Below are 12,881 nucleotides of genomic sequence, written 5' to 3' on the forward strand. Positions count from 1 at the left end.
GGGGCGAGTGTAGCAGGTACTTACTTCAAAATGAAGCTACCAGCTCACCTGCACCCGAGCCGCTACCCGGCGATCTTCGCCCTCCTGGCGATGGTTGGCAAGACGCATGCCGCTGGATGCGCAGGTAGCCGGGTGGCCATCGGGCTTGACTTCAGGGTTCCGCGCCGCGGGGAACGCGTGTAGCATGCGCTCACCTCTAAGCCGGAGCCCACTCCCTGGTGGAGCGCCTGCCCCCAGTAGTTCCGGTCCTCACCGCCACCTCGCACGTGGCCGCGGCCTCGGCCGTACTCAGGGTCCTTCTGGGCTCGATGCCCGCGCTGAAAGGGAAGCCCTCATGTCGATGACCCAGTCGGAGGCCGTCAGTCGCGAGGCTGCCCGTGGCCAGGAGACGCTCCTGCGAACCGAGGGGCTCACCCTTCGGTTCGGGGGGATCACCGCCCTGCGGGAGATCGATGTCGAGGTCTCGGTGGCCGAGATCGTGGGCGTCATCGGTCCGAACGGGGCGGGGAAGACCACGCTGTTCGACAGCATCGCCGGCATGATCCGACCAAGCGAGGGCCGGATCTGGCTGGACGGCCGGGAGATCACTCGCGATCCGGCCCACCGGCGCGCGCGCGCCGGCATCCGCCGGACGTTCCAACGCCAGCAGCCGATCGGCTGGCTCAGCGTCGAGGACAACGCGCTCGCCGCGCTGGAGTGGCGCGGCGGCGGCGGTGGCTTCTGGGCTGACCTGCTCGGCCTGCCGTCCCGGCGGCGGATCGAGCGTGCCCGCCGCGAGCAGGTCATGGGCGCGCTCGAGGTGTGCGGCCTGGTCGGCGAGGCCAGGCGCCCGGCGGCCGAGCTGTCGATCGGCCAGGCGCGGCGGATGGAGCTGGCTCGGGCGATCGTCGACCGGCCACGCCTCCTTCTTCTCGACGAACCCACGTCCGGGCTCGAGGAGGCGGAGGTCGAGATCTTCGCGGCGACGATCGAGGCGCTGCGCGCGGCCACCGGCTGCTCGATCCTGTTGGTCGAGCACGACGTGCCGTTCGTGATGAGCGCGAGCGACCGCGTCCTGGTGATGCAGGAGGGCCGCGTCATCGGCAGCGGCACGCCCGCGGAGGTGGCCGCCGATCCGGTGGTGCGCGCGGCCTACCTCGGCGCCTGACGTCCCGCGCTCGCGGGTCCTGGCTTCTGCTCGTCGCTGCCTGGCGCCTCGCCGTCTGACAGCGAGGTAGCGGGCGCGCGAGCACCGCTCATGGCCGAGCCGCCGGCCACCTGCTCGTCCATGGCCCGGCGCGCGTCGCTGAGGTCCACCCAGGTCAGCGGTTGTGTAGTAAGTACTTGCCATGCTAACTTCACCCGCCACCGTCCGCGTGCCGGGAGCCTCCGCGGGCGTCGACAAGATCTGACTTGATGCGAACGGCGGAAGACGATGAAGGACTTGTTCTTACCGGCGCACGCCGGGACCGGCGGCCCGGCGTGGCGCAAGCCGAATGCCCTACCGGTTCCTTCTCGTGACCGCGGTGGTGCGAGCAGGTGAGCGATTTTGTGCGCGCGGTGCTCACCGGCGCGATCGCGGGAGGAATCTACTCGCTGATCGGCGTCGGCCTGGTCGTGACCTACACCGTCACGGGTATCTTCGACCTGGCCTACGGCGGCGTGGCCTTCGCGGCCGCGCTGACTTTCTACGAGCTGAACTCCGGCCTCGGGTGGAACCGCTTCCTGGCCGCCGCGCTCGTGGTTTTCGTGCTTGGCCCCCTGATCGGTCTGCTGCTCGAGCGGCTTGTCTACCGTCGGCTGGCCACCGCCGACGACGCGGTCAAGCTGGTGACCTCCGTGGGTCTGTTGGTGGCGTTGCCGGCCACCGCGCTGCTGGTCATCGAGAAGGGCAACGCCTGGGGCGGCTGGGACCTGCCGTCCGGCACAGACGTCCCGTCCGCGCCGGGTCTTCTGTTCCAGCCGGCGGAGTCGTACAAGATAACGCAGGGCCTGATCATCACGTCCAACGAGCTCGCGGTCATCGTGGCGGCCGTGGTACTGGGTGTGGGCCTGTGGTTGATGTCGCGGACGCGTTTCGGCCTGCAGATGCGCGCCGTGCGCGACCGCGGCGACCTGGCCACCCTGCGCGGGGTGAACAAGGTGATGGTCGGCCGGCGCACCGCGGTGCTCAGCAGCATGCTGGCCTCGGTCGCGGGCGTGCTCGGGGCCCCGATCCTCAGCCAACTCGACTCGCGCGTGTTCACGTTGGCCCTGTTCGTCGCCGCGGCCGCGGTCGTCTTCGGCAGGTTCGAGTCCGTCCCCCGCACCTTCGTCGGCGGCCTGGTGCTGGGCGTCCTCATCAACCTGACGTACCGGTACGTCAAGGTCGACAGCGTGCCGCAGCTCAGCCAGGCGGTTCCCTTCGTGCTGCTGCTGCTCGGCCTGCTCGTGCTCGGCCGCCGCCGGGTCCGCCTCGCCGGGATCGCGGGGACCTCCTTCGGCGCGTCGAACTGGCGTGCCGACCTGCCCGTCTGGCGCCGGCTCGCGCCGTCGGCCACCGTTCTGGTCGCCTTTCTGCTCCTGGCCGAGTTCGCGTTCGACGATTTCTGGGTCTCGCTGACCGTCCGGTCGCTGGCCATCGCGGTGATCCTGCTGTCGATCACGGTGATGACCGGGCTCGGCGGAATGGTCAGCCTCGCGCAGGCCGCCTTCTCGATCTCCGCCGCGCTCACGACCGGGCTGCTCGTCTCCCGCTACGGCTGGCCGTTCCTGCCCGCGGCCGTGCTGGGGATCCTCATCGCGGTGGCGCTCGGCGTCATCGTCGCGCTTCCGTCGCTGCGGCTCGGGGGCGTTCCCCTGACCCTGGCGACGCTCGCGCTGGCCCTGATGGGGCAGAGCCTGATCCTCGGCTGGTCCTATCTCACGAACGCCTCGTCGGGCTGGCTGGTCTCGCGGCCGGTGATCGCCGGCCTCGATCTCGGCGACGACCGGACGCTGCTGATCGTCCTGGCCGTCGTGATCGGCCTGCTCACGTGGCTGATCAGCAACGTCCGCCAGTCGTCGTCCGGCCGGGCGATCCTCGCCCTGCGCGCGTCGCCGACGGCGTCCTCGGCGCTCGGCGTGTCCGCGGTCGCCACCCGGCTGCGGCTGGTGTGCATGTCGGCGGCCATCGCGGGGCTCGGCGGCGTGCTGCTGCTGCTGGTCGACCAGGGTGTCTCGAACGACAGCACGTCAGCCCTGGACGGGCTCACCTGGCTGACAATCATGGTGGTGCTGGGCGTCAACCGCCCACTGAGCGCCATCGTCGGGGGACTGTCCCTCATTCTCATGCCGGCGCTGGTCAGCTCCGGGTTCACCGCGCCGTTCAACCTGTTCAGCTGGGGCGGCACCGAGTCGGCCTACATCCCCGGAATGCTGTTCGGGCTCGCCGTCATCGACCTCGTCCGCAATCCGGACGGCGCGCTGGAGCGGTTCTCCCGCTGGCGGCACCTGCGACGCAACCGGTCGGCTACCGCGACGGTGTCTCCCGGCGCCGGGACCCAGGCCGCCACCGGTGCCCCGCCGGTCGGGGCCGCCGAGGAGACCGCCCCCGCGCGGACCGGAACCGGCATGCCAGCGGCGACGGAGGCGCCCGTGGACGCGGCGGACCCGGATCGCGACGCGATCGTGCTCGCCGGCCTGCGCGCCGGCTACGACCTCGTCGAGGTGCTGCACGGAGTCGACGCGGCGTTCCCACGCGGAAAGATCAGTGTGGTGCTCGGCGCGAACGGGGCCGGAAAGTCCACCCTGCTCAACGCCATGGCGGGCATCGTCGACATCCGGGCCGGCGCGCTCCACGAACGGACCCCGAACGGCGACGACAGGCGACCCGAGTCGGTGGCCCTGGTCCCCGAAGGTCGTGGAATCTTCCCGGGTCTCACGGTCGAGGACAACCTCCGGCTGTCCCTGACCGCCCCGGAGGAGGTGGCACTCGCGTTCGAGCGGTTCCCCGCCCTGGCGCAACGCCGCGGGATCCCCGCCGGCAGCCTGTCCGGGGGAGAACAGCAGATGCTGGCGCTGGCGCCGATGATCGTCAGGACGCCGCCGGTGCTGCTCGTGGACGAACCCACCCTCGGCCTCGCGCCGCAGATAGCGGCGGGGGTGCTGGACATGCTGCGGGAGTGCCGTGGGGAGGGCACCGTCGTCGTGCTCGCCGACGAGAAGCAGTCCATCAACACGGCGATCGGCGAACACCTCGTGCTGCTCGCCCTCGGCCGGGTGATCTGGGAAGGCCCCTCGGACGCCGTCCCGGCCGATGCCCTTGCCCGTGCCTACGGCATGACCGATGAGCACCTCTCCGACGACCACAGGCGGCACCAGGTCAGCGAACAGATCGCCTCGCTGTTCGCGCCCGCGCCGAGCTGAACGGGCCGTCGACACCAACCACCTGGCCCACGTCCCACCACCCGGGCCTGTTTCGCCTGCCCCGATCTCACAGACCGGGTGGCGCCACCGAGTCGAGTTCGCAAACCTTGGAGGAAGATCGTGAAACCCATCATGCGCAGAACCGCCAGCCTGTTATCGGCTGTCGCGGTCATCGCGCTCGCCGCGTGCTCCAGCTCGTCGAGTTCCGACGACGGCGGTGGCTCGTCCATCAAGGCCGGAGAACCGATCGTCATCGCCGGCGAGGGCTCGATGACGGGATTCAGCGGGGCCGAGGAGGGCGTCGAGGCCCGCCTCGCCAGAACGAACAAGGATGGCGGAGTCAACGGCCACCCGATCAAGTTCCTCGGGATCACCGACAACGGAGGCAGCGCGGACAAGGGCCTGTCCTCGGTCCGGCAGCTCGTTCAGCGGGACAAGGTGGACGCGATCGTCCCCGAGTTCCCGACCGTGCTGTCGCCGGCGGCGGCGGCCTTCCTCGAGCAGCAGAAGGTGCCCTACGTCGGGCTCGGCTACGAGGCGAGCATGTGTAACAACCCGGCGGGCTTCGCCTTCAACGGCTGCAACGTCCCCGACGTCGCGACCAACCCGCAGCCGGCGCTCGTCATGAACCTTCCGAAGACCGTCGACGCGAAGGACCTCACGGGCAAGAAGGTCGCGGTCGTCGGTTCGAACGCCTCCGGAGGGGCCTCGTTCGTCAAGCAGATCGCTGACCGTGCCAAGGACCTGAACGCGGAGATCGTCTTCACCGCGGCCGACATCCCGGCGTCGACGACGAACGTGCAGGCGTTCGTGGACCCGGTCCTGAGCGCGAATCCGGACATCGTCTTCATCGTGGCCGACCTGGTCGCCGACGCGGCCGTGCAGGGAACCCTGCTCGCCAACGGCTTCAAGGGGCAGATGGTGAACGCCGCCGCCTACCTGCCGGGCCTGATCGACACCCTGCCCGACCTGGCGAAGGCGCTGGACGGCTCGTGGATCGTCAGCGTCGTCCCGACGCCGCTCGACAACTCCACGGTCAGCAAGCAGATCGTGGCGGACTTCGAGGCGGCCGGCAAGAAGATCACCTTCGGCTCGCTGATCGCCTACCTGGCCACCGACCTCTACATCGCGTTGCTGGAGAAGGCCGGCGGGGACCCCGACAAGGTGATCGAGGTCGGGGAGAACTTCACCTGGGACCAGGGCCAAGGTGGATTCAAGACGACCTGGCCGGCCGCCCGTGACCAGACCGCGCAATGCTCTGGGATGGTGCGATTCCTGAACAACGAGTACACCTCCGTGGCCCCGTTCACCTGCGTCTGACCGTCGGTCGCTGACATCCGCGTCGGTACCTGACGGCCTGGATGGTGACACCTGGGCCAACGCGCGGCCTTCTGGCCGGTCGGGTCGACCGGCCAGAAGGTGCGCCGGTCTTCCCGGCCGCCGATCACGCCGTGTGCGCGTCGGCGGTCGAACCGCTCCCCCCAGGAGATCTCCGGGCCCGCCACCCGATCGGCACGCGGTGGCGGGTCCGCGCGGGCCAGATCGGGACGGCGAGACGGGGCGGCCTGTGACGTCCGCCGCCCCGGAACCGCGAACAAGGGAATTTTGCGAAGTGTGCGCTAACTTGATGAATGACCGCGGCGACGGACTGGAGTCGAGGAGTGGCTGACAAGGCGGCGCAGGACCTGGCCGGCAAGGTCGAGGAAGCGCGGCGGCGGTGGAAGGCGGAAGCGGACAACGGCCGCGCGCGCGCCTCGCACTTCTCGGGCGTGCAGCCGACCCCCGTCGGCAAGCCCAACCCGTGGCACAACGGCGGTCAGGGAACCAACGCCGAGCGCCCCGAGGCCTCGTTGCTGGTTGCTCCACCCCGTCGGGACGCCGTCCGTGCCCGCATCGCCGACTTCAGCCCGGTCCGGATCGGCTACCTGATCGACATCGACACCGGCGCGCTCCTGGGAGACTGCCTGGACGCCGTGTTGCTGGCATGCGAGGACGCGCTCAACGGCGAGGAGCTCTTCCGGCCGATCGAGATCATCCCCAGGGTGGCCCGCGGCCTGCCGCGGGGGGAGGCGCGGGTCGCGGTCGAAGGCTACGAGGCGCTCTGTGACGCGGGATGCCTCGCGGTGCTTGGCCCCTACATCACGGACAACGCGCTCGCCCTGCTGCCCGCGATGGAGCGCAGGCGGGTGCCGCTGGTCTCGACGAACGGCGCCAAGGCCTTCCACAGCCGGTATGGCTTCACGACGGGCAACGGTGGAGTCTCCGAAGAGGGCGCCGTCATGGCCGGGTGGCTGCGTACCAAGGGCTACTTCAGGGCCGCGATGGTCACCGAACTGTCGCCCGGTGGCGCGGAGTACTCTGGCGCCTTCCGCGCGGCGGCCCGCCGCAACCGACTCGACGTGGTGGCGGAGGTACCGATCGAGACGAACGGAGTCGGCCTCGTCGAGGGCCTGGCCCGGCTGCGTGACGAGGTCCGTCCCGACGCGATCGCCTACTGCGGCTACGGGTACCCGATGGCAATGTTCAATCCGATCCTCGCGGACCTGGACTGGAACCCGCCGCGGATCGCGAGCACCGCCTTCCTCTGGTACATCAACGAGGCGTCCATCCTGGGCGACCTGGAGGGCTGGGTCGGCGTCGACCAGATCGGCGACGAGGAAGGAAACCCGAACCCGAACTTCTGGCCGGTGACGGAGCGGTTCGAGCGGCGGTTCGGCAGGCGCATTCTGCACGCGATGATCGGCTGCACCTATGACCAGACCCGCGCGACCCTCGCCGGCATCGCGGCCGCGGACCTCCTCACTCCAGAAGGAGTGGTGCGCGGCCTGGAGTCGCTCACGATGCTGCCCACCATGATTGGTGGGCCCCGCACCTATATCAGTTTCGGCCCCTACGACCGCAAGGGTCTCAAGGGCGACTGGCTGACGCTGCGGCGGGTGGTGGACGGGGTACCTCGGTTCGAGGGTCTGCTCTCGACGGTGTACCCGGAGTCGGTGGTTCGGGGGCCGAAGAACTGAGCGCCGAAGAACTGGGCGCCGAAGAAGTCGGCCACCGGCGGTTTGGGCCGCTTCTCCGCCTCGCCGTCGACGACGTTCACCGCCGTCGGTTGTCGGAGTCCGGCCCGTCCGGCGCGCTGCGGTATCCTTGCGAGAAAATACGCGCCGGATCATCGTCCGGCCGCCGTGTTGAAACAGTCGAGAGGTGTTGGCGATGACGTCCGAGGGAACCCGGCAGCGACGACCGCGGGGTGAACCTCGCCGACTTCTGATCGAAGCCGCGGTCGAGCTGTTCAACGCTCGCGGATACGGCGTCCCGACCAGGGAGATCGCGGACCGCGCCGACGTCTCCGAAACGCTGATGTTCCGCTACTTCGGTTCAAAGGCCGGTCTGTTCCGCGAGGCCATGGTAAAGCCTTTCACCGACTTCGTCGACGCCTTCGTGGCGGAGTACGAGCGCGGGGCCCAGCCGGACGACGACCTCTTCGAGATCACGCTGGATTTTGTCGGGCAGCTTTTCGATCTGTTCAGGAGCCATCGGGGCCTGGTGGCGGCGGTATGGGGGAACGCCAGCGCCGAGGGCTCCGACCTGACCGCCGCGGCCGTGGAGGAGGACGTCTGGGCGGCGTTCGGCAAGCTGGTGCGGGTCGGTCGGCTCGCCCAGGCCGGCCGCCCCGCCCGCAACGAGATCGCCACCAGGGCCATAGTGTCCATGGTCGCGGGCATGGCGGTAGCCGACCGTGCCTTCGAGGGGCGTGCCCTGCCGAGCAGGGACCTCATCGTGTACGAGATCGCGCAGATCGCGACCTATGGTCGAGTCCGGTGGGACTCGATGCCGCTGTCAGGGCCGGTCGGCCAGGAATCGCGGCGCGTCACTCCCGCTGGCTGACCGACCGGCTCGACAATGGGCCCGACCGCGTCAGCTGGCGTGAGCTGGCGTGGCGGGCGTCCTTGCGCCATCGGTTGAGGCCGGAAGACCCTGAAACTTCCGCCGGTAGTACAGCAACGGGTTTCCCTGTGTCAGGGTCACGGCACGGACCCGGCCTATGATCACAACATGGTCGCCCGCGGGATGCGCGGTCTCGACGTCGCAGCCGAATACGGCGAGCGCGCTGGTGACCGAGGGCATCTCACAGTACCCGGGCGCGAAGTCGTGGGCGAGGAACTTGTCCGCCATCTTGGTCGCGAAGTGACGCGCCAGGCCCTCGTCGTCGGTGGACAGGACGTTCACGCAGAATGACTTGGCCGCGGCGAACACGGGGAAGCAGGAGGCCGACCGGCTCAGGCAGCTCAGAATGAGCGGTGGGTCGAGGGACACCGCCGAGAAGGCCGTCGCGGTGTACCCGTGGGCCTTCCCCGTGGCATCGCGCGTCGTCACGACCGTCACTCCTGAGGCGAAACGGCTCAACGCCTCGGTGAGAACCTCGGGGGATGTTGTCACGTCTGTACCTTTCCAGTGCTGCGTTGCCCGCCGGAAGCCGCGGAAAATCCCCGCTGGCCCGAGGTGAAGTCGGGGTGGCTATCCGAGACGCGACGGCGTCCATGGCGCGCACGTATCCACTCAGTTGATCGATAATTGGCTGACGGGGGCCTCGTGCGTCGCCCGGCCGCGGCGGTGGTCTGGCATGGCCGGCGCCCCGCCTACGGTCCGGACACCTCGTAGGGCCCAGGCCGGCCGGTGTCGTCGCGGCCAGCCGCGGAGCCGATGGCCTGGGCGCGAGCCCGTAGCTCGTTCTTCTGCACCTTGCCCAACGCGTTGCGGGGCAGGGACTCGAACGTGACCAGGAGGACCCGCTCCGGCGTCTTGAGCGGCCCGAGCCGCTGGCGGACGGTGGCGCGCAGCGTCTCAGCTGTCCCGTCGGCGGTGGCGCCCTCCTGGAGGACCACGAAGGCGACGGGCATCTCGCCGACCCGTGGGTCCGGTACCCCGATGACCGTCGCCTCCCGGACGACCCGTTCCTCCAGGAGAACCCGCTCGATCTCGGCTGAGTACAGCGTGAATCCGCCCCGCAGGATCACATCCTTCTTGCGGTCCAGCAGGTAGAGGTAGCCGTCCCAGTCCAGCCGGCCGACGTCGCCGGTAGGAAACCATGATCCGGGACCGTCGTGGGCGGGAATGTCGGGCCAGTAGCCGAGCAACGCGTGCTCGGCCCGGAAAGCGATCTCGCCGATCTCGCCGATCGGCACCGGATGCCCGGCGTCGTCCTGGATCCGCATGCCCGGCGCCGGGCCGAGCGAGTAACACCGCCCGGACGCGCCTGGCGGCGCCGTGCCATCAATGTTCATCACGAAGGCGCCCATCACTTCCGTGAGCCCGTAGCCCTCGGTCAGCCGCACGCCGAAGCGCTCCGTGAAGGCTGCCCGTAGCTCAGGGTGCAACGGGGCGCCGCCGCAGCTGATGAACCGGACGCCAGTCAGGTCGGGACGCTCGTCGGCGGGTAACGCGAGGATCGCGGGGATCATCGGCGACGACAACGTGGTGTATGTGATCGACCAGCGTCGCGAGGCGGCGGCGAACTCCCGCGGATCGAATTTCGCGGCCATGATGAGCGTCCCCCCGCAACGTATGCTCATCGCCGCCTGCGGGAGGAAACCATGCAGGGAGAACAGCGGGATCGCGACGTAGACCGCCCATGAGGGGTCATAGCCCATCGCCGAGGTGAGCAGGTCCAGCTCCTTACGGAGCGCGCCGTGTGAGTGCACGACGCCCTTCGGGAGCCCGGTCGTCCCGCTGGTGTAGGCGATCACCGCCGGGTCGCTCGGGTGGACAGGCTCGAGGGCGCCGAGACCGTCCAGATCGCTCGCCCCGTCGGCGAGGCCAGGATCGGCCGCGGCGTCCGCGGCCGTCCAGACCGGGATGGTCACGCCCAGCGAGGCCGCCGCGGCCGCCGCGGCGGTGACGGCACCCGTCCGGTAGTCGTCGTCGGTGAGGATCCCGACAGGCTGGCAGTCGGTCATCATCTGTCGCCACTGCTCGTCGCTGACGACGATGTTGAGATCAACCGCGAGCGCGCCGCAGCGCAGGATGGCAAACCACGAGGCGAGGTGCTGCCAGCTGTTTCCCTGAATGATCGCGACTCGGTCGCCGCGCCGGACGCCGGCCTGTCGCAGCAGGATGGCGATACGGACGACGTGCGCGTGCAGCTGGGCATAGCTCACGGAATCGGACCCGTCGGCCCGGACGACCGCGGTCGCCGCGGGGCCGCGTAAGGCGGCGGCATCGAGATCGGCCGCGACGTTGGCGGCGGCGTCCCGATGGACCGGGAAGCCGGGCTCGACAGTCCTCACCGTGCCGGCTCCCGGTTCGGAGCTGACCGTGTCGGCCGGGAGACCCGCAGGGGCCAGGCCGGACAGGTCGCCGAGCCGCCCGCCGCTCACAGGATCGCCAGGGGATTCACGGGTGAACCCACCGCGCCGACGAACGGCAGCGGAGGAGCCACCAGGAGGAACTCGTACCGTCCGCTCGCCGCGCAGGCCGTGGACAGCCGCTCCAGGTTGAAGATCTCGCCGAAGATGAGTCCCATGTCCCGCTGGCAGACCATGTGCAGCGGCATGAGACAGTCATCGACCTCCCCCGGCATGACCTCGACGGCCACGTTGTCCGCGGCGACGGCCGCGATCTCGTTCACGGACATCCACTCGGCGCAGGCGAACCCGAGACCGGCCGACGGCCCGAACACGAAGCTCGGGTCCCACGTGCCCGCGGCGAGCTGCTGCCCGACGGCACCGGTACGCACGAGAACGAGGTCGCCGCGGCGGACGCCGACGCCCTGCGCGGCGGCGCAGGCGGCAAGCTCGTCGGGCTGGATCGCCGTTCCCGGCTCCAACCAGGGGATGCCACGCTGGCGCGCAACGTCCAGCAACACCCCGCGACCGACGACGCCGTCGCGGACCGCGGTGATCGCGTTGGCGGCCGCGCCGGACTCCGTCACCAGCGAGCTGGGCCGGCCGTTGTACAGCATGCCGTCGTAGAAGACATGCGCGAGTGAGTCCCACTGGGTCGCGGCCTGGAGGGACATCTCCACGGTGTCGTCGGCGTACCGGAAGCCACCGGGCAGCTCCATCGTGGCTCCGGTCTCGACCATGACGTGCTTGGGGTTGTAGCGGCCTTGGTCGGGCATCGGGCCGTCGGCGCCGAAGTCGATCGCCAGGGACACGGACCGGTTGGCGCGGGGGAGTGCCAGCGCGGCCGCGATCTGCTCGGCACCGATGTGGTTCAGGGTGCCGAGCTCGTCGTCGTCTCCCCACCGTCCCCAGTTCGAGAGGCGCTTGCCGTACCGGCGGACATCCTGCGCAGTCAGCCTCATCGGTCTCCCTCTTCCGCATGCACGACCAGGCCGGGACCGCGGACGGCGATCAACCCGCCTGGGACTGTGGGACGCCGTCGCGCGGCGAGCGGACGGTCCGTCCGCGCCGGCGTCATGGCGCGGCGGCGCGGTTGCTGGCGCGCTGGTGAAGTTAGCACAGTTAGTACATACTTTACAATGCGATCCCGGCGCCTCGAGCGTCGTACGACGCTTCCGCTGGCGGGTGCCAACGCCTCGCCAGCCCACGCGCTCCCGCGGGTCCAGGCGCCCGTGGGAGGTCCGCCCCTCGCACCATGGAGGTTCCGATATGCAGCGCCTCGAAGGCGAAACGATCATCGTGACTGGTGGCACCGGCGGGATCGGCGAGGCGATCGCCCTGCGCGCCGCCGAGGAAGGCGGCCGGGTGATGGTCACCGGCCGGCGGCAGGCCGAGGGCGACCGGGTGGTCGACCTGATCCGGGCGGCCGGCGGTCAGGCCGCGTTCACGCGCGCGGACATCAGCGTCGAGGCGGACGTCGCCGCGGCCGTCGACGCCACGGTGCGGGAGTTCGGCCCGCCGACGGTGCTGGTGAACAACGCGGCGCCAACCGACCTCGTCGGGCCTGGCAACCGGGACGGCCGTCTCACGGACGTGACCACCGAGAACTTCGAGGAGATCCTGCGGGTCGGCCTGTACGGCGCCTACTGGATGTCGCGCTACGCCATCCCGCACATGCAGGCGGCGGGCCACGGTTCGATCGTGAACGTCTCCTCCGCGGCTGGAGTGAAGGCGTCACCGAGGGTGTTCGGATATGCCGTGGCCAAGGGGGGCCTGCAGGCGCTCACGCGGTCGGTCGCGGTGGACTACGCCGTCGACAACATCCGAGCGAACACCATCATCGTCGGCTTCGTCGTCTCGAACCCGCTCGCGGAGCGGTTCGCGGCCGACGAGTCGATGAGCGCGGCCATGCGGCTCACCCACATCACCCGGTTCGGCACGCCGGCGGACATCGCCGCCGCCGCGGTCTTCCTCGCCTCGTCGGAGTCCGAGTTCATGACCGGCAGCGACATGTACGCGGACGGTGGCTGCTGCGTCAAGCAGGCCCTGCCGGGCACGAGGGCAGAGGCTCGACGGGTGCACGCGCCTGCCCGCGGGTGAGCACGCCCTGGTTATGCCAGCCGCGGGCCGCCGGCGCCGTGGCCGCCCGGGTTGACGCACAGCGGGGCCATGCCG

General features: G+C 70.0%; 9 protein-coding genes. 6 read left to right on the forward strand and 3 right to left on the reverse strand.

Going from position 1 to position 12,881, the window contains the following annotated elements; genetic code table 11:
• Positions 1-334 precede the first annotated feature (334 nt).
• The 5 genes from I6A81_RS10280 to I6A81_RS10300 all read left to right on the forward strand — a co-directional run bounded on the left by I6A81_RS10280 (position 335) and on the right by I6A81_RS10300 (position 8,250).
• Positions 335-1,147, forward strand: a complete 813-nt coding sequence (locus tag I6A81_RS10280; protein ID WP_238429259.1) for an ABC transporter ATP-binding protein — start codon at positions 335-337, stop codon at positions 1,145-1,147.
• 371 nt (positions 1,148-1,518) lie between these two features.
• Positions 1,519-4,365 (forward strand): ABC transporter permease subunit, encoded by a 2,847-nt coding sequence (locus tag I6A81_RS45485; protein WP_203003538.1) that lies wholly within the window; start codon positions 1,519-1,521, stop codon positions 4,363-4,365.
• Between the two features lie 120 nt (positions 4,366-4,485).
• Positions 4,486-5,685 (forward strand): ABC transporter substrate-binding protein, encoded by a 1,200-nt coding sequence (locus I6A81_RS10290; RefSeq protein ID WP_203010164.1) that lies wholly within the window; start codon positions 4,486-4,488, stop codon positions 5,683-5,685.
• A gap of 341 nt (positions 5,686-6,026) precedes the next feature.
• Complete coding sequence (locus I6A81_RS10295) at positions 6,027-7,382, forward strand: ABC transporter substrate-binding protein (protein WP_203003540.1); 1,356 nt, start codon at positions 6,027-6,029, stop codon at positions 7,380-7,382.
• Positions 7,383-7,575: 193 nt separating this feature from the next.
• Positions 7,576-8,250 (forward strand): TetR/AcrR family transcriptional regulator, encoded by a 675-nt coding sequence (locus I6A81_RS10300; protein ID WP_203003541.1) that lies wholly within the window; start codon positions 7,576-7,578, stop codon positions 8,248-8,250.
• A gap of 30 nt (positions 8,251-8,280) precedes the next feature.
• Here I6A81_RS10300 and I6A81_RS10305 read toward each other — a convergent pair whose 3' ends face one another.
• From I6A81_RS10305 to I6A81_RS10315, 3 genes are all read right to left on the reverse strand, one after another.
• The gene (locus tag I6A81_RS10305; RefSeq protein ID WP_203003542.1) at positions 8,281-8,802 is read right to left on the reverse strand and encodes a flavin reductase family protein; all 522 of its coding nucleotides are present in this window, start codon (positions 8,800-8,802) and stop codon (positions 8,281-8,283) included.
• Positions 8,803-9,002: 200 nt separating this feature from the next.
• Complete coding sequence (locus I6A81_RS10310) at positions 9,003-10,649, reverse strand: class I adenylate-forming enzyme family protein (RefSeq protein WP_203003543.1); 1,647 nt, start codon at positions 10,647-10,649, stop codon at positions 9,003-9,005.
• An 86-nt stretch (positions 10,650-10,735) separates the two neighbouring features.
• Complete coding sequence (locus I6A81_RS10315) at positions 10,736-11,668, reverse strand: cyclase family protein (protein ID WP_203003544.1); 933 nt, start codon at positions 11,666-11,668, stop codon at positions 10,736-10,738.
• Between the two features lie 307 nt (positions 11,669-11,975).
• On the opposite strand from I6A81_RS10315, the gene I6A81_RS10320 reads away from it, so the two are divergent.
• Complete coding sequence (locus I6A81_RS10320) at positions 11,976-12,806, forward strand: SDR family NAD(P)-dependent oxidoreductase (RefSeq protein ID WP_203003545.1); 831 nt, start codon at positions 11,976-11,978, stop codon at positions 12,804-12,806.
• Positions 12,807-12,881: the final 75 nt, after the last annotated feature.

The sequence above is a fragment of the Frankia nepalensis genome, from assembly GCF_016786325.1.
GTDB classification, from domain to species: domain Bacteria; phylum Actinomycetota; class Actinomycetes; order Frankiales; family Frankiaceae; genus Pseudofrankia; species Pseudofrankia nepalensis.